Annotated in this window: 14 protein-coding genes; 4 read left to right on the forward strand and 10 right to left on the reverse strand. The window is 52.7% G+C overall.

Annotated features, from left to right (window positions below; translation table 11 throughout):
• Positions 1-388 precede the first annotated feature (388 nt).
• The 4 genes from ACO0LC_RS21475 to ACO0LC_RS21490 form a co-directional block, all read right to left on the reverse strand.
• Positions 389-2050 carry a sulfatase-like hydrolase/transferase gene (locus ACO0LC_RS21475; protein WP_423006913.1) on the reverse strand — a complete coding sequence of 554 codons (1662 nt, stop codon included), beginning with the start codon at positions 2048-2050 and terminating at the stop codon, positions 389-391.
• Between the two features lie 59 nt (positions 2051-2109).
• Complete coding sequence (locus tag ACO0LC_RS21480) at positions 2110-2925, reverse strand: metal-dependent hydrolase (RefSeq protein ID WP_423006915.1); 816 nt, start codon at positions 2923-2925, stop codon at positions 2110-2112.
• A 9-nt stretch (positions 2926-2934) separates the two neighbouring features.
• Positions 2935-4605, reverse strand: coding sequence for an AMP-binding protein (locus ACO0LC_RS21485; protein ID WP_423007122.1), 1671 nt, complete (start codon positions 4603-4605; stop codon positions 2935-2937).
• A gap of 359 nt (positions 4606-4964) precedes the next feature.
• Entirely contained in the window at positions 4965-5735 is a 771-nt protein-coding gene (locus ACO0LC_RS21490) for a hypothetical protein (RefSeq protein WP_423006917.1), read from the reverse strand.
• 213 nt (positions 5736-5948) lie between these two features.
• Here ACO0LC_RS21490 and pgeF point away from each other — a divergent pair, with 213 nt between their 5' ends.
• The 3 genes from pgeF (at position 5949) to ACO0LC_RS21505 (ending at position 9529) form a co-directional block, all read left to right on the forward strand.
• Entirely contained in the window at positions 5949-6695 is a 747-nt protein-coding gene (pgeF, locus tag ACO0LC_RS21495) for a peptidoglycan editing factor PgeF (protein ID WP_423006919.1), read from the forward strand.
• 63 nt (positions 6696-6758) lie between these two features.
• Positions 6759-7250, forward strand: a complete 492-nt coding sequence (locus ACO0LC_RS21500; RefSeq protein ID WP_423006921.1) for a (2Fe-2S)-binding protein — start codon at positions 6759-6761, stop codon at positions 7248-7250.
• Entirely contained in the window at positions 7247-9529 is a 2283-nt protein-coding gene (locus ACO0LC_RS21505) for a molybdopterin cofactor-binding domain-containing protein (protein WP_423006923.1), read from the forward strand. Before ACO0LC_RS21500 ends, ACO0LC_RS21505 begins: the two co-directional genes overlap by 4 nt.
• A gap of 169 nt (positions 9530-9698) precedes the next feature.
• Here the strand turns inward: ACO0LC_RS21505 and ACO0LC_RS21510 are convergent, their stop codons facing one another.
• The 6 genes from ACO0LC_RS21510 to ACO0LC_RS21535 all read right to left on the reverse strand — a co-directional run bounded on the left by ACO0LC_RS21510 (position 9699) and on the right by ACO0LC_RS21535 (position 16292).
• Positions 9699-10349, reverse strand: coding sequence for a polar amino acid ABC transporter permease (locus tag ACO0LC_RS21510; RefSeq protein ID WP_423006925.1), 651 nt, complete (start codon positions 10347-10349; stop codon positions 9699-9701).
• Positions 10346-11920 (reverse strand): transporter substrate-binding domain-containing protein, encoded by a 1575-nt coding sequence (locus ACO0LC_RS21515; RefSeq protein ID WP_423006927.1) that lies wholly within the window; start codon positions 11918-11920, stop codon positions 10346-10348. Before ACO0LC_RS21515 ends, ACO0LC_RS21510 begins: the two co-directional genes overlap by 4 nt.
• A 78-nt stretch (positions 11921-11998) precedes the next feature.
• The gene (locus ACO0LC_RS21520) at positions 11999-12826 is read right to left on the reverse strand and encodes a class I SAM-dependent methyltransferase (protein WP_423006929.1); all 828 of its coding nucleotides are present in this window, start codon (positions 12824-12826) and stop codon (positions 11999-12001) included.
• The gene (locus ACO0LC_RS21525) at positions 12823-13719 is read right to left on the reverse strand and encodes a transporter substrate-binding domain-containing protein (protein WP_423006931.1); all 897 of its coding nucleotides are present in this window, start codon (positions 13717-13719) and stop codon (positions 12823-12825) included. Before ACO0LC_RS21525 ends, ACO0LC_RS21520 begins: the two co-directional genes overlap by 4 nt.
• Positions 13716-15794: a SpoIIE family protein phosphatase gene (locus ACO0LC_RS21530; protein WP_423006933.1), complete on the reverse strand. Its 2079-nt coding sequence runs from the start codon at positions 15792-15794 to the stop codon at positions 13716-13718. Before ACO0LC_RS21530 ends, ACO0LC_RS21525 begins: the two co-directional genes overlap by 4 nt.
• A gap of 54 nt (positions 15795-15848) precedes the next feature.
• On the reverse strand, positions 15849-16292 hold the full coding sequence (locus ACO0LC_RS21535; RefSeq protein ID WP_423006935.1) for an ATP-binding protein: 444 nt from the start codon (positions 16290-16292) through the stop codon (positions 15849-15851).
• A gap of 377 nt (positions 16293-16669) precedes the next feature.
• Here ACO0LC_RS21535 and ACO0LC_RS21540 point away from each other — a divergent pair, with 377 nt between their 5' ends.
• Positions 16670-17356: a hypothetical protein gene (locus tag ACO0LC_RS21540; protein ID WP_423006937.1), complete on the forward strand. Its 687-nt coding sequence runs from the start codon at positions 16670-16672 to the stop codon at positions 17354-17356.
• The last annotated feature ends 37 nt before the right edge of the window (positions 17357-17393 follow it).

Genomic DNA, 17393 nt, shown 5'->3' on the forward strand with positions numbered 1-17393 from the left:
AGCAACAGCAACAGCAACAGCAACAGCAACAGCAACAGCAACAGCAACAGCAACAGCAACAGCAACAGCAACAGCAACAGCAACAGCAACAGCAACAGCAACAGCAACAGCAACAGCAACAGCAACAGCAGTAATGCGACGTCCGGTGCTATTACTTGACGTGTGTATTACACATAAAAAAAGCGAACAGCCTTAACCATTCGCTTTAAAGAACCTTATTACGAAGAGCCTGTTTACGATCTGTAGCGAGCGGGCGTCAGCGGGGTCAGGGTAACAAAAAACGCAGCGCAAAAAGCGGAATGTACTCTAGTACATGAGCATTTTGAGCAGCGCATGAGCCCCGATCACGCTCGCGCAGTAAGATCGTACACAGGTTCTAGGCCCGCTTTCAATTTGCCCAGTAGGTGTACTCATCATTCTTGTCACGCGGCTGGTCCAGGGTTTTGTCTATGTAGATAGGGGCGGCGACCAGGGATGGCCAGAGCGATGCAGGCATGCTGGCGTGGTGTTGTTGAAGTATGAGCTTTAACTCACGCAATTTCTCTGGCTGCAGTACTGCCAGGTTGGTTTTTTCTGTGGGGTCGGTTTGCAGATTGAATAGCCAGTCTTTTTTTGGCAACTCGGATGAAATCAGTTTCCAGCCCTGGTAGAGCACGGCGCGGTAGTCGCCGTCGCGCCAGAACAGGGGGCGCTGGGCTTGTGTGGCAGGCTGGCTGCCCAGGAAGGGCAGGAGGTTGACGCCATCTATGCTGCGGCCCGTGGGTAGTGCAGCGCCCGTGGCGGCGGCGATGGTTGGGAGCATGTCGATGTTGGAGACGGATTGTGCATAGCGTTGGCCAGGCGTGATGTGGCCTGGCCATTTCGCCATATAGGGTACGCGTATGCCGCCCTGGAAATGGGTCAGTTTCCAGCCACGGTAAGGGCGGTTGACTTCTGGCAGGCCTATATACCCGGGAGCACCGTTGTCGCTGGAGAAGATCACCAGGGTATTGTCATCCAGACCTTGTTCGCGCAGGGTTTGCAGTATCCTGCCTACGCTGCGGTCTATAGAACGCACCATGGCGGCGTAGACACGCTGGCGGTGATCTTTGATACCGCTCAGTGCGTCGTAATCGGCCTTGCTGGCTTGTAACGGCGTATGTACACCCCAGTGTGCCAGGTACATGAAAAAGGGGCGGTGACGGTTTTTCTTGATGGCAGTGACGGCTTCGTCAGTGAAATAATCGGTCAGGTATTTGTTGGGTTCAAACCATTTTCCACCGTTATAGCTGACACCAAAGCGCATGTTCGGCCACAGGAATTTATCGATAGGATCAAAATCCTGTTTGGAATTGACCACGTCAGGACTGTCCTGAGGCAGGTAGAGGCCGCTTTCCATGAACAGGCTTTCATCAAAGCCCTGGTTATTTGGTCGCATGTCTTTAGTGCTACCCAGGTGCCATTTTCCGATGTGGATATTGTGGTAGCCGCGTTGCTTCAAGACTTCTGCGATGGTGACTTCAGACGCTGGCATGCCCAGGTCATCAAAGTCTTTCATCTCTGTGATTCTCTCTTCATTCAGGATGGTGGGATGCAGTTGGTCTGCTTCGGTATTGAGCTTTGCCACTACCCTGGCCATAGCACCGGGCAGGGGCGTGAACTCTACCCCAAAGCGCCAGGGATAACGGCCAGTCAGCAAGGCCGCGCGTGATACCGTGCAGACGGCAGCACCAGAATAGCCTTCAACAAAATTGACACCATCGCGGGCAATGGAGTCAATATTCGGGGTTGCTGCCCCTAGCCTGGTATAGCCGCCACCATTGGTGCTGACATCATTGATGCCCAGGTCATCTGCCAGGATGATGATGACATTCGGCAGGCGTGGACTAGTACTTGCGGTTTGCGCTGGCCCATCCATCCACTGCACTGGCCTGTAAGACTCCCGCGGATGCTTGATATCGGTGTACCAGCCCAGTGAATAATGCAGGATATTGATGCGATTGAGATACAGCGTGCCAGCGGCGACGACAATAAAGCCCAGTGTTACCAGAGTTGCAGATTTTAATTTCATGCCAGATTTTTTTGTAAATGTGTTTTATGCAGAGCTTGCTCGCTATTACTTCAGTACGGTCAACCCACCACGGCAAATTGCCCAGCATTATCCGCCAGCCATTGCTGAGACAGGCTGGCATCATGCTGATCGGGATGAAAATCCTGGGCCAGATAATCACGCCATGCCTGGCGATTGGCACTGATGATGCCGTCCCTGCCAAACAGAAAACGCCAGCCACTGCGCCAACTGGATAACTTGAACAGCGCCCCATCGTGCCAGAGATTACGCATGGTCTGGTACAGCACATCCGTCATGAATACCATGGTGATATAGCGAAATACCTTGATGCGTTTGGGATAGTCACCGCCTGCGGCTTGGTAGATGTCATAGGCGGTGCAGCGATGCTCGGATTCTTCTGCACTATGCCATAACCACATGGTTTTCAATCTGTCTTCACTGCCCTGCAAGGCATGTGGATGACGCAGCATCCAGTTCGCCAGGATGGCGGTGAAATGTTCAGTCGCTGCCGTGGCTGCCAGATGCAGGCGTACATCGAGATGGGCATTTTTTTCCAGGCGTCGCAAGGCCCGTCTTTCTATAATGTTGGGAAAGCCCAGTTGCTCCAGATGGGCATTGAAAAGGCTGTGTATGCGTCTGTGGGTTGCCTCTTGCCCTATGAAACCGCGCACTTCCTGTTCATGCTTTGCGCGTGCGGCATCCGGCAAGGTCTTCAAGCCAGCTTTAACAGAATCGATGAAGTATTGTTCACCCACAGGAAAGCTCATCGACAGCGCATTGAAGAATGCCGAGCGAAAGGCATCGCCGCCATTCCAGCGTGCCGGTACAGGGGCGGCCAGGTCTATCAGCAAACGGCGGACGACAAGTTCAGTCATGATTTTTCCTCAGTCCAGATTGCGCAATTCACGGCGCAATATCTTGCCCACATTACTCTTGGGCAGTTCGGCGACAAAGCGTATTTCTTTGGGGATTTTATAGCCTGTCAGATGCTCGCGGCAGTGGGCCAGTAAGCTTGCTTCATTCAAGGCGGGGTTCTTTTTGACGACAAAGATTTTCACGACCTCACCCGCATAGGCATCGGCCTTGGCGACGGCAGCCACTTCCATGACCTCAGCATGCATCATGACGACTTCTTCAATTTCATTGGGGTAGACATTGAAACCGGACACCAGGATCATATCCTTCATCCTGTCGACGATTTTCAAGAAGCCCTGTTCATCCATGATGGCGACATCGCCAGTGCGCAAATAACCATCGGCTGTCATGACCTTGGCGGTTTCGTCCGGGCGCTGCCAGTAGCCCTGCATGACTTGCGGGCCCAGTACGCATAATTCACCCGCTACCCCGGGCGGCAATTCCTGCCCGTTGTCATTGCGTATTGATACATAGGTAGATGGCAGGGGCAGGCCTATGCTGCCACTGTATTCTTTCATGTCCAGAGGATTGACGGTGACCGAAGGCGAGCACTCCGTCAGGCCATAGCCTTCCACCAATGGTGAGCTGGTGACTTGCTGCCAGCGTTCTGCCACCGGCCTTTGCACGGCTGTGCCACCACCTATGGCAAAGCGCAACTGGCTGAAATCGACCTTGGCAAATTCAGGGTCATTCAGCAGGCCATTGAACAAGGTATTCACTGCAGGCAAGGAGACAAAGGGATACTTTGCCAGTATCTTGACAAATTCAGGTATCTTGCGCGGATCAGCCACCAGTACATTGGTGCCACCCAGGCCAACAAAGCCCAGACAGGAACCCAGGGCAAAGATATGGTAAAGCGGTATCGCCGTGATACTGGTGATCTCTTGCGACTTGTCGAGGAAAGGCGCGCTCCATAACTCACCCTGCTTGGCATTGGCGAGTATGTTCAAGTGACTGAGCATGGCTCCCTTGGATACCCCCGTCGTGCCACCGGTATATTGCAGGAAAGCCAGCTCATGGGGTTCTACCCTGACAGTGCGATAGTCAGCTACCTTGCCCTGTGCCAGCACATCCAGAAAACTGACATGCCCAGGCAGTTTATAGGGCGGCACCATTTTCTTGACTTTGCGTATCAGGAAATTGCCCAGCATGCGCTTCACAGGCGGCATCATGTCAGCCAGGCCAGTGACGATGACATGTTTGACGCTGGTATTGGCAATCACCTTTTCCAGCGTATGCGCATATAACTCCACCACGACCATGGCGACTGCACCACTGTCCTTTAACTGATGCTCAAGTTCGCGCGGCGTGTACATAGGGTTGACATTCACCACCACATAACCAGCCCGCAAGAGGCCAAACAGGCAGACAGGATATTGCAGCACATTCGGCATCATCAGTGCCACCCGTGCCCCCTTGGACAGCTTCAACTGATTCTGGAAGTAGCTGGCCAACTGCCGTGACAGCAGATCGAGTTCATCATAGGTATAGCTGACACCACTGCTGCCGCTGATGAAAGCACGGCGCTTGCCATAGGTCTTGACGGCTTGCTCAAAATACTCGCCTATCGAAGTCAGCGCCGCCACGTCGATATCTGCCGGTACCCCGGCACTATAACTGCGCGTCCAGATTCTCTCCACCATCAGCAGTCTCCATATTGGATTTGTTTTCAATACAGTAGTGTATTGAAAACTGGATGTCAATGAGAATTGTGTTGCAAAGTGGAAAGCGGGATATGGACAGCTTTTTTTGTGGGAGGCGATGGGGGGCATGACCGAGGTAGATAGTTCGGTCAGTGCATCGGGACAGCGGCAGGTAGAACAAGGTAAGCGCCAGGTTGCCTTGTCGTTGTAGGAGCGGCTTCAGCCGCGAATTTCCGATGAAGGGTATTGCCCAGTCTCAAGATAAGCCTGGGTAGTCAATGTTCGCGGCTAAAGCCGCTCCTACGAAACAGGCACTAGTTGACTCAATATATGACCGAAACGCTTGCTTTAGTACGTCAATCTATCAGCGTCTTGACCAGAATACGCCCATCCGGCATTTTGCCCTCTTGTCTCAGCATGACCTGGCTTTGCTTGGCAAACCAGAATTTGGCCACAGATCCGGGGCGGTTGTAATCACTGGTCACCAGCCAGCAATCGACATTACCATTGGGCCCGGCTATGCTTTCTTCGCCTATTACTTTGAATGTATAGTAAGTCGGTGCAGTAGGGCTGCCGGGGTGGTAGAAATTGACCCTGGTTTCATAACCCGGCGCTAGCGGCAGGGTCTGGAAAAATTCCAGGTCGGTTTCAAAATTGTAGCTGGGCTCAGCCGATGGCATGAGGAAGTCTTTCTGACTATTCTCTGCCAGGTCTTTCATGCCGGTTATTTTGTCGGCGCTAAACAGAAAGCCTTCAACCAGATGCTTGCCATCTTTGTCGGTGATACGTTCGTGGCTGATGGGTTTGAAGCTGGGGAATTGAGCCCATGAATCCAGACGCTTGGTAGTTGCTGGACTGCCCGCCGGATTGCCCGCACCATCCCAGCGTTGGCGGATACGTATGCGTTGCTCACCATCCCGCTCAACAATCTGCAACTCACGCGACCAGATGTCCAGAGGCGTATTGCTGTCACCATCCTTGAAATAACGCAGATAATGATGCGTGCCTTCTTTTAACAAAGCTATGCGCGACAAGGTTTTGCCAGGGTACAAAGTTTCACTGGCAGCCTGAGCTTGGCTGATGCAGGCAAAGAGCAGGGCCAGGGTAGGAAATACAATTGATTGCATGATAGTCTCGCTGAATAAGGATTATTAAGGGTTATGGGTATTGCAAGGCTGAATTCTGGAATCAGACTTATTCCTTATCACTAAGTTCCAACGCAGAGGTAGGAGCGGCTTTAGCCGCGAATATTGAATATGCCTGATATTGAATAAAAGCTTCGCGGCTGAAGTCGCTACTACAAAACAGTAGTGGGTATTTAAAAGCAAAACCTGTTGCACATGCCGGACCAAAAACTCGCTAAAATCTTGCTCTCAACGAATTTACTGGAGCCAGCCTTGTATCAAAGCCATCATAGCCAACACCATAGCAACATTCTCTCCAGCGTCCCCGGCATACACTATAGCTTTGGTAATGCCCGCAATTTCGTTCCGGCCATTTTGAGCGGGTATTGGGATGCCGTACCCAATAAATTGCAGGTTCATGGCATGCGCGTGGTGGAAGTGACTGAAAAATTTCAGCAATGTGGCGATGCTGATGCTTTTTTCACGCGCCTGCCTGGCATACCCGTAACCGTCATCACTGCAGATTGCGTGCCAGTCTTGCTGGCCAGGCGGGACGGCAAGATGATAGCCGCTGCCCATGCGGGCTGGCGCGGCATCGTCGGTGGTGTGGTGCAAGCGCTGTGGCAAGAGTTGGCAGCGCAAGGTGAGCAGCCGCAAGACTGGGTGGCGGCCATAGGCGCGCATATAGGTCCATGCTGCTTTGAAGTCAGTGAAGAACTGGCAGCGGATTTTGTGCGGCAATTTCCTGAGCTGGAGGCCAGCGCCATTAACCCGCGTTATCGTCACATTGACTTGAGTGTGTTGGCACGCCGCGCCTTGCAAGAAATCGGCATCAGCGAGATTGATCATGCCGTGCCATGCACCATGTGCAGCAAGACGGTGGAAGGCAAGCATGTCTACCGCAGTTACCGCCGTGGTGACCGTAATTCTTTTCAGCATTCAGGGCTGGTGATTTTGCCGTAGAATCTCTGCTCAGACTGAATCCTTAACCAGTATTTTGTCGGCCAATTATGGGATGGACGCAATATGAGCAAACAGACTCTTAATATCAACGGCAAGGGGCAAGCGGTGGATGTTGCACCGGATACACCACTGCTTTGGGCGCTGCGTGACAGTTTGAACCTGGTTGGCACCAAATATGGCTGCGGCGTAGGGCAGTGCGGTGCCTGCACCGTGCATATCAATGGCTCACCTACCCGCTCCTGCATGGTGCCGGTATCTGCCCTCAGCAAACAAAAGATCACTACCATAGAAGGCCTGGATGCCAAGGCCATGCACCCATTGCAAACTGCCTGGCAAGAACTGGACGTGCCGCAATGCGGTTATTGCCAGGCAGGCCAGATCATGACGGCTGCCGCCTTGCTCAAAGACAAACCCCATCCTACTGATGCCGATATTGATGCGGCCATGGGCGGCAATCTGTGCCGCTGCGCTACCTATATCCGCATAAGAGCTGGCATACACAGGGCAGCTGAGCTGGCTAATGGCAAGAGCGGCAAGAAGAAGGTGGCGAAATGAACAAGATCGAGAATAGCTCGACACAGCCAGAAGTCAGCTCCCCGGCTCGCCGTGACTTTTTACGCATGTCGGCATTCACGGGTGGTGGTTTGGTATTGGCTTATCTGGGGGCTGGTGACAGTGCGCTGGCACAGATCAGCAAGCCTGCGGCTAATGCAATGAGTGCCACTACAGATTTTGTCCCGCATGCCCTGATACGCATAGGCAGCGATGGTACGGTGACCCTGGTATCCAAACAGCCAGAGATAGGCCAGGGCATCAAGACTTCTTTGCCCATGGTGATCGCCGAAGAGCTGGAAGTGCGCTGGAAAGATGTGCGCATCATCCAGGGTGACCTCAATCCCGCTTACGGCAGCCAGGGCGCTGGTGGTTCAACTTCCACGCCAACGAATTACAATGAATTCCACAGGCTGGGTGCGACGGCGCGTACCATGCTTGTCAGCGCGGCTGCACAAATCTGGAATGTACCAGCATCTGAATGCCATGCGGCTGACAGTGCCGTGCACCATGCCGCCAGCCAGCGCAAGCTGACATATGCAGCACTGGCCGCCAAAGCTGCTACATTGCCCGTGCCAGATGCCAGGGATGTCAAACTGAAAGACCCTGCGCAATTCAAATTGCTGGGCACCCGCATAGGCGGGGTCGATAATCCATCCATCGTTGCTGGCAAGCCCTTGTTTGGTATCGACGTGAAATTGCCCGGCATGTTGTATGCCGTGTATGAAAAATGTCCGGTCTTTGGTGGTAAGGTCCTCAGTGCCAATCTCGAACATATCAAGGCCCAGCCTGGTATCAGGGATGCCTTTGTCATTGAGGGTACAGACAACCTGCGTGGCCTCATGCCCGGTGTCGCCATCATCGCCGAGACTACCTGGGCAGCCTTCAGCGCCCGCAAATTACTGGAAGTAAAATGGGATGAGGGCAAGGGGGCGAACGCCAGTTGGGCAGACTTTACTGAGCAGGCGAAAAAACTATCTACCCAGCCGGGCACGACTATGTTGCGCAAGGATGGTGATGTCGCTGCTGCCTTTAGCAAGGCGGCCAAGACGGTGGAAGCTGCATATAGCTATCCCTTCATCTCACATGCCAGCATGGAGCCACAAAATTGCACAGCTGCATATAACGCGCAAGACAGCAGTCTTGAAATATGGGCACCAACCCAATTGCCAGAATCTGGCCAGGCATTGGTGGCCGATGTGCTGGCCATGCCCAAGGAAAAAATCAAGCTGCATATCACCCGTAGCGGCGGTGGTTTTGGCCGTCGTCTTAGCTCAGACTTTATTGTGGAAGCTGCCGAGATTGCCAGACGCGTCAATGCACCGGTCAAGCTGACCTGGTCGCGTGAAGATGATATGCGGCATGATCATTTTCGCGCGGGTGGTTTCCACTTCTTGCGTGGTGGGCTGGATGAGAAGGGCAAGCTCACGGCTTGGCATAATCACTTCGTCAGCTTTGGCAATCAAGTCATGCGGGATGGCAAGCCGCAATTACAGGCCGGTAGTGGTGCTAGCTTATCCGGCGATGAATTCCCTGGTCGCTGGCTGGAAAACTGCCTGCTGGAACAGACGCTGATGGATAGCCATATCCCCATGGGCCCATGGCGTGCACCTGGCAGCAATGTGTTTGCCTGGGTATTCCATAGTTTTATTGATGAACTGGCCCATGCAGCAGGGCGTGACCCTATGGAGTTCCGCCTCGATATCCTGGGTGATAAAGAGATCGTGCCCGGCACAGGTGAGCGTGGTCAGCCTTATCATGTGGGGCGTATGAAGCGTGTCTTGCACGAAGTAGCGGTCAAGGCAGGCTGGGGTAAAAAGAAATTCCCACGCGGCCAGGGCCAGGGCATCGCCTTCCATTTCAGCCATCGCGGCTATATTGCCGAGGTGGCCGAGGTCACCGTCAGCAAGCAGGGAGAACTCAAGGTCGACAGGGTGGTTGTGGTTACTGATATAGGTTTGCAAATCGTCAACCTTAGCGGTGCTGAGCATCAGGTGCAGGGCTCAGTCCTGGATGGTATCAGTACCCTGATGTATCCTGAGCTGGATATTCAGCATGGCCGTGTCGTGCAGGGTAATTTCAATGAATACCCGCTGCTGCGCATCAAGGACAGTTATACCAAGGTGGAAGCACATTTCCTGAAGACGGATTTTCCCGTGACAGGCCTGGGTGAACCGGCTTTTCCGCCGCTGGCACCGGCGGTGTGCAATGCGATTTTTGCAGCGACCGGCAAGCGGGTCCGGCAGTTGCCGTTGACGCATACGGATTTGAGTTGGAGTTGATGGGGTGAAATCCCGTTGGGCGGCTTCGTAGGTTGGCAAGCGGTGTAGGTTGGGCTACGATTCACCAGCCCAACACTCTGCGCTTAAATAACGTATACGTTTGCAGATGCCAAGTGTTGGGCTGATACCCCGTAGCCCAACCTACGAATTTGCCCAACCTACCTGTACCTCAACTCTCCATCCCATACCGCAACTTCAACTGTCTTGAAATCCGCTTCATCAACAAAGTCAGCGGATAACAAAAACAAAAAAAGAACAGACAGGCATACAAATAAATCGGTAGCATCAGCCGCGTATTCCCTGTCGCATTGATGACGGTATTGCAGCGACTGACGAGTTCGCTGACGCCGATGATGGATGCAGTGCTGGATGCCATGACGATGATGAGGGCATAGCTGGTCCAGCTGGGGATGAACAGGAAGGCTGCATGATGGTTACCTTTCTTCCACTCGTCCATGGCGATAGTCAGGTTATCGCTGGTGAAACCGATGACGGCGATCGCCAATGCCAGTGCCGCCTTGATCCACACCGGGAAGCTGATGATGGTTTTGAAATAGGGCAGCAAAATTTCGGATGGCAGCATGAAGGCCAGGTAAAACTGGAACACGATAGTGGGTATGCTGCGTGAAAATTCAGTTGCCACCAGGCTGATTTTGGCGCGACGCGCATGGCTGGACAGGCGCAAGGATGCCAGCAACCAGCCTATGCCCGTACCTATCAGCATCGCGACGATGGATATCCAGATATTCATGGCAAAGCCACCCAGCAGATAGGGTGTCCAGGTCAGCAGATGCTGGAAGACTTCAGCGGTTTCCATCATGCTACCCTCGCCAGGATTTTTTGTTCAAGCTTGCGTATGACACGCACCACAGCAAAGATGATGTGCAAAAAGGTCAAGAGCAGGGCATTCATCATGACACCGACATTGCCGCGTTCATTAATGATGGATGTCGTGGCTGACAATAGTTCAGGCACGGCGACCGCAGACGCCATCATGGTGGCCTTGGAGACATTGATGAGAGATGCCGTGACTGAGCCGCTGGCCAGCCTGGCGATGTGGGAAGTGTTGGCAAAACGCAGGCGGAATTCGCCATGCTGCAAACGGTAGGCAGCGGCAGCATCCAGCAAGGCAGTCATGACCCCTGCACCGGTGTACACGCTGAGACAAAATACCACCACACCAAAGGCTGGCAGCGCGATGCCGACAATTTCACTGAGTATCGCACCCACGCCAAACAGCAGCAAATACATGCACAGCAGAGGCGGCGTCATGCGGCCCACTGTGCCCAGCAAGCGTGCGCTGGCAGACAATAAGCACACGCTGGATTCGGCAGACACTGCACCAGCCCAGCCCAGCAAGAGGCTGCAAGTGATGCACAGGATGGTCAGCACCAGCGTGACCAGCAAGCCATAAAAGAACTGGCTGCGGTCAAAGCTGTCATACACCAGGGTCAGGTTGATACCCGTGGTTTCATTGAGCCATAAACCAAGTTGTGCCAGGCCGCCTACATCGGTTGATGTCAGGAAAACCTGGTTACGACATTCTGCGCGCCAGTTACCATCTGTCATGCGATGGCAAAAGGCGGTATTGTCGTCCTCATTCTTTTTCCAGAGTGCGTGAGTATCGGCCAGGAATCTGGATGGGGGAATGCCCCAGATTTTTTCTCTTTCCTGCAAAAAACCGCTGCGATGCCAGTCTGCGACTATGTCACCTAGCATTTTTTCAAACTCCGTGCCTTTTTCATCTTTGCTGATGGCCATCGCCCAGGGCGTATTCAGGGTAGGTGGCAAGGGGGCCTTGTAGCCCTGCCATTCAGGGTTGGCGAGATCATTGATGACAGCTGTATTGTCAAACAAGTAGCCTATGCAGCGGCCATCCTTGACGGCCAGCTTGGCATCTCTGGCATTGTTATACATCTGCAATTCCATCAGGTAGCGTTGTTGCATGATGCGGTTGAAGTAAGAGCCTTGTGTCGCGCATACAGGATGACCGCGGGTATCTGCCCAGTCCTTGATATTGGCTGTCGGTGGCATGAACAGGGTGACGCCAGAGGCATAGTAATTGGGCTCTATCATGGTCACTATCTGGCGACGTTCTGCCGTATCGCCGGTCGTGGCAACAACCAGGTCTATCACGCCTTCCTGCAATTTTTGCAGACGATTACTACCAGTGACGCTGACTTTGCGCAGTTGGACGCCCAGGCGTTTTGCGATATCGGCGGCCAGGTCATGCTCAAAACCTTCGGGCACGCCATTGGTGTCCAGCATGCCAAAAGGTGGGTAATCGGTTTTGACACCGACGATGATGGCGCCACGCTCGTGTATCAGTGCCAGCCTTTCACTGGGGCCGGGGTTTTTTGCTGTTTGCGTCTCAGCCTGAACTGCGCCCATGAAGAAAATGAGAGGCAAAAAAAGCAGGCGGCAATAGGATTTTATTTTTCTCGGATACATCGTCATTTTGTATCAATTTTATGTGGGCACAGCAACCGCACGTATGCCATACCCAAGGGCGGCAGGCAGCAAGGGCAGCAGGGCTTCATCAAGCTTGCCCAAGAGATCAGACTGGGTAATCATCCATTCTGGCAACAGGCTTTCTGGCGACAGGGCCGTAATGGCAAAGCCAGCTTCCTGCAATTCTGCACGCAAGCTGGCGACTGAATACAGGTGATAAAAAAACTGATGCGCCTGTTTGTCTATATTGCGGGTGAAGAAAATATTACCTGGTTCTTTTTGTGTGTCGCGTGCCTTGCCTCTCATGCGTTGCCAGTAAGCGGCAAATAATTCCAAAGGGCGGCGGCGGAAAATGCTGGGTACACTGAGTACCAGCTTGCCCTCAGGCCGCATCAGGCTGCGCAATTGCCTCAATGTGGCTATCCTGGCGGTATGGTCGCCGACATGGCTGAGTACCCCAAACAGCAGCATGATCATGTCATAGCCACCCTGGGCGTTGAGTTTTTCTGCGTCACCATCGAATAAACGCATGCGTGCTGCATCTGGGTGGTTTTTTAAAAAACGTGACAGTTCGGCAATCGCGGCATGCGAGATATCATAGGCCGTCAGCCTTGCCTTAGTCTGTTGCAGCAGGGGCAGGGCATAGCGGCCATTGCCACAACCAAAATCGAGGATGTCTTTTGCTTCTTTTGCACCATTGTCGAACAGGAAGTGCAGGGTGCTTTGGTTAGGCTTGGGATAACGTTTTTCGTATTCATGGCTGGTGTAATAGCGGTCATACAAATCCGTCATCGCCTCGGTGATTTGATGATTGTCACGGATAGGTGCTGGCAAATCATCTTTCACAGGCATTCTTTCGGTGTGCTGGGGCTGATACTCTCACCGCATAACCATTGATGACCGACTTTCTTGTTCCAGGTTTTATGCATGTCATCGAGAAAGCGCGATGGCGGTATGGACCAGGATTTTTCGACTTGCTGCAAATACCCATTTCTGTGCCAGTTGATGATGGTTTTGGACAGGTATTTTTCCAGTTCACCACCACGTTCTGTGGGTGCAATCGCAATCGACCAGGGCGTAGTGAAGATGGTCGTCATAGGCATGACAAAGTCATTCGCCCATTCTGGTGCGCGCAACATGGCGGCTATCGCTGTGTCGTCATACACCAGGGCGGCACAGCGGCCATCGTGCAAAGCCTGCTTGGACCAGTCATTCGAATACAGGGCAACTACGTCAGCACCATAGGTGACAGTGACACGGCGATTATAAAAGGCACCACGGCGGCTGCAGACGCGGCGGTTTTTCAAGTCTGTCCATTCCTTGAGGTTTTCAGTCTTGCGGGTCAGCAGGTTGACGCCTGAGCTATAGTAATGCGGCAGGATAAGATTAAGTTCTTTTTGCCTCTCCGGGGTATCCGTCAGGGTGGCGATCAGGATATCGACCTGGCCGCTTTTGACGGCGTCTATGCGCTCAGCCGTCAGCACACCCACCAGTTCCAGTTGCACACCCAGCTCAGTGGCGATACTCTGTGCCAGATCAGGTTCCATGCCTATGATTTTGCCGCTACCTGTATCCTGGTAACCCCATAGCAGCACGTCTTTTTTAACGCCGACGACGAGCTTGCCGCGTTGCTTGATTTCTGCCAGGCTGGTCGCCTGCACGACGCTGCCCGGCATTAATATTGTGCTGAGCATTGTTGCATAGGCCAGGCTAAAGATGCTGGATTTGTATGTCATCATGAGGCCTGCTGATCTTCTTGTGGTTTATTGTCGGCTGCAGGGTCTTTTACAAAATGGAAGTGCAGGGCGACACAGGTAATATCATCTGATTGTGCTGCGCCATTGGCATGCAGGTCTACATCAGCCACAGTGCGGTTGACTGCTTCATTGACATCTGCAATCGGGCGGTGTTCAAACAGGGGTGGCAGGCGCTCTGGCGTGTATTCTTCATTTTGCGGATTGAAGGCTTCAGTCACGCCATCGGTATACATGAGTACATAATCACCTGCCTGCAACTGTATGGTTTTTTGAGCATAAGATATGCCATCCATGATACCAAGTGCACTGCCACCCGTCATGGGCAGGAATTCAGTGCTGCCATTACTATGTATCAGCAGCGGTGGTGGGTGGCCACCATTGACATAGGTAAGTATGCCAGTCGCTGGATCAAGCACTGCATAAAAGGTGGTGACGAAGATGCATTCATCATTGTCTTCCGCCAGTATGTCATTGGCAATGGCGATAATCTCGCCAGGCTCGCTGGCATTGCGGGTGGCGGTGGCGCGTATCAGGGTTTTTGATACCATACCGAATAGCGCTGCAGGCACACCCTTGCCGCTGACATCGGCTACAACTATGCCTATCTTGCCATTGCCTAGCGAGAAGTGGTCATAAAAATCCCCGCCTACTTCTTTGGCCGAGCGCATGATGCCCCATAGTGAAAATTCTCTCTCATTCGGCCAGTGACGCGGCAAAATCGATAACTGCATATTGGCAGCAATATCGAGTTCCTGGCGTATGCTGACGAGTTGCAGGCTTTGCTTGAAGGCTTGCGAGATGGTTTCAAACCAGGGCTTCCAGCTGCCGGGTACTGCCGGTATAGGGGCGGGGGTGAACTGGCTTTCTTGCGCGATATGTGCCACCAGTTTGGAGGCCGGTGAAATGAATTCGCGTGTGGTCACATAATAAGTGACTACCATCAGCAAAGTCAGACCCAGTATCACCAGCAGCATGATGGGGCCGCGTTCCCACAAGAGATTTTTCCAGAGCTGGTTCTTGGGAACGACATATACCAGTTGCCATGGTGCTGAAATGAAGGGATGGCGTATCAAGAGGTAGTCACCCAACTCGACTGCCTGATTGGCGGGAATGTCGGTCAGGCGTTTGCCATCTCTGAGTATGCCTGCTGGCATGATTTTTTCTAGTCTTTGCGTCGCTTGCACTTCCAGGGCATTGGCGTGAGCCTCAGGATGGGCAACCACTTCGCCATAGGCATCCACCAGGAAGGCAGTGCCAGGCGTATAGGCAAAGTCAGCATTGATGCGGTTCAGATAATCGAGACTGGTATCGATGGTGACCACGCCGCGGAATTTGTCGTCATGATAAATGGGGGCCGCAGTCGGCACCAGCAAGCCTGCAGCCGTGCCACCGTAATATACGGGAGCCCAGTACTTTTCACCGGTTGGGTTTTTCTCAGGCGTGCCCATGAGCCAGGCCTGGCTTTGATATACCTTGTCGCTATGCGGACGCTTGGCAGAATCCATCCATGGATAGGTATTGGAAAAATGATCGACCGAAATGAAACGGCTTTCACTGGCATTTGGCAAATTGAAAGCGATGGCCTGGAAGATCTGGTTCAGGTTCAGCGCCATTTCCACATCCAGATAAAACTCAGGTGTGCGGCCTGACAGTTTGCCTATACCATTCAGATTGCCAGTGGCATCTTTTTCTGGTGCCTTGTTGAGATCAAAGCTTTGCGCTTCCTGTTCCAGTTTTTTGAACAGAGGAGTATGTCCGGGATGCGTTTCTGCTTCGCTCCATACGGGTGGCGCACTATCGTAGAAATCGGCTGCTGAAATGCGCATGGCTTCCAGGCTATCGAGAGATGAGCGCAAGATGAATTCAACAAACTGCCCATGTCTGTCTACATGACCTTGTATGACCTTGATTTCTTCCGTGTGTTTTTGCCGTATCTGGAACAGGAAAAACCCCATGGTCAGCACGACGATGGCGATATAGGTGAAACCAACCAGACGATTATAGTTGCGGAAGAAGTTGATATTGTCATTGTTGACTGGTAGCACAGTGCTGGGCATTTTCTGATCCGGTGTCTGGGGGCTGGGTGTCTTTGGTCTGTTTTCTGGAAATGTTCAGGATGGAAAACTCTTGCTAAAGCGCACTTCATTGATCTCGCCATCGCGGCGATAAGCAAAGCTGTCAGCCATCTTCCTGACAAAATGCACACCCAGGCCGCCGATGTCACGTTCATCAACATCCAGTGTGGTATCTGGCTCGGCGATAGAGAAGGGGTCAAAGGCAGGTGCGCCGTCGCGTATGATGACTTCAATGCCATTGGCGATGCTCAGCACTGTGACTTCGATTTCGCCACTATCAGTTTTTCCATAACCATGCATGACGACATTGGTCAGTAATTCATCCAGCATGAGGATGATACTGTTGACAGTGCGCGCAGGTATACCCAGCCTGTCGGCCCAGCCACGCAAGGCTTCAGTCAGTGCTTCAATTTCGGCGATATGACCGGGAATGACGTGGTGGAATCTGGCATGGTCCGGCGCTGTTTTGTCATTCGGCATTCATGACTCCTCAACTGATGGTATTCGCCCGTCTATAGGATAACAAACCTGGCAATATAAAGACTCAGTATGCACATGGTTAAAGAATGTTAAAACTGATTGCTGGAAAACTAGCCGCGGGGAAAGCAGTAAAAGGTCAGTGCCATGCAGGAATTCCAGATCTATGGACAGCCATCGAGAACTGATGCGACTAACCCAGACTATTATTCCCTCGATGGAATTTTTTGTCGATGATTTCTAACGCAAAATAACAGATTTGTCGTGTTTTCTTCGCAATTTATTTTATCTGTCCACAAGTGTTGTTTGCCTGCATTCATATTGCTGTGGTGCTGCCAGATGGGTTAAACTTTTTACATCGACTCAGCCGGTTAAAAACAATGAATTCTCAATGGTTGTTTCCTACCCCGTATTGTCTTTTCGTGCGCCTGTCTGTGCGCCGCGAGCGCTATGTGCAATTCAAGGAACTGGCTGGCAAAGTGGCTTTTGCCTATCAACAGCATAGCCGTCGCATGCGCTGGATGGCTTATGCTACCGTTGCTGGCCCCGCCAATTATGTCTATATCATGCTGCCACTGGCTGAGCTGGCAGACATGGACCGTATGCCTTCACTGGACCAGGTCTTGCACGATGTGTATGGTGCTGAGAGCACGCCCTTGCTGGAAAAATTCCAGGAATGCGTCTTGCAGATGGAAAGCTTTGTACTCAACCGTGTCAATGACGGCATAGACCCGATAGAGCGCGAAACCCCACCCCCTTATTTGTATTACCTGAACCTGCAAGCCCAGCCGGGCCGCATGGGCCAGCTCATGCAAAACCTGCAGCAACTTGGTGTTGCCACCGCTGGCAGCCCCTTGTTCTGCTTCGCTACCTTTGCAGGGCCGGTCAGGCTGCATGCTTTTACCATGGGCAATACTATAGCTGAGCTCGGTGAGGTTGCCACGCTGGAAAGGCGGGTCGTGCAACACTATGGCGCCGAAGAGGGGCATAAAGTCATCGCCCAGATCCATGACACCCTGGTCGATATCGATGCCTCGATATTGCGCTATATAGGCCATCTGGATTAAGGCCGCTATGCATACCAGGGATTTGATAGCCATGTTG

Source organism: Undibacterium sp. JH2W (assembly GCF_049340425.1).
Taxonomy (GTDB): Bacteria; Pseudomonadota; Gammaproteobacteria; order Burkholderiales; family Burkholderiaceae_D; genus Undibacterium.

Excerpts from the sequence above, each read along its gene's own strand:
- ACO0LC_RS21535 (WP_423006935.1), bottom strand. The coding sequence starts at position 16,292 with ATGCCGAATGACAAAACAGCGCCGGACCATGCCAGATTCCACCACGTC.
- ACO0LC_RS21480 (WP_423006915.1), bottom strand. The coding sequence starts at position 2,925 with ATGACTGAACTTGTCGTCCGCCGTTTGCTGATAGACCTGGCCGCCCCT.
- ACO0LC_RS21525 (WP_423006931.1), bottom strand. The coding sequence starts at position 13,719 with ATGATGACATACAAATCCAGCATCTTTAGCCTGGCCTATGCAACAATG.
- ACO0LC_RS21475 (WP_423006913.1), bottom strand. The coding sequence starts at position 2,050 with ATGAAATTAAAATCTGCAACTCTGGTAACACTGGGCTTTATTGTCGTC.
- pgeF (WP_423006919.1), top strand. The coding sequence starts at position 5,949 with ATGCCGGACCAAAAACTCGCTAAAATCTTGCTCTCAACGAATTTACTG.
- ACO0LC_RS21515 (WP_423006927.1), bottom strand. The coding sequence starts at position 11,920 with ATGGGCGCAGTTCAGGCTGAGACGCAAACAGCAAAAAACCCCGGCCCC.
- ACO0LC_RS21505 (WP_423006923.1), top strand. The coding sequence starts at position 7,247 with ATGAACAAGATCGAGAATAGCTCGACACAGCCAGAAGTCAGCTCCCCG.
- ACO0LC_RS21500 (WP_423006921.1), top strand. The coding sequence starts at position 6,759 with ATGAGCAAACAGACTCTTAATATCAACGGCAAGGGGCAAGCGGTGGAT.
- ACO0LC_RS21510 (WP_423006925.1), bottom strand. The coding sequence starts at position 10,349 with ATGATGGAAACCGCTGAAGTCTTCCAGCATCTGCTGACCTGGACACCC.
- ACO0LC_RS21540 (WP_423006937.1), top strand. The coding sequence starts at position 16,670 with ATGAATTCTCAATGGTTGTTTCCTACCCCGTATTGTCTTTTCGTGCGC.
- ACO0LC_RS21490 (WP_423006917.1), bottom strand. The coding sequence starts at position 5,735 with ATGCAATCAATTGTATTTCCTACCCTGGCCCTGCTCTTTGCCTGCATC.
- ACO0LC_RS21530 (WP_423006933.1), bottom strand. The coding sequence starts at position 15,794 with ATGCCCAGCACTGTGCTACCAGTCAACAATGACAATATCAACTTCTTC.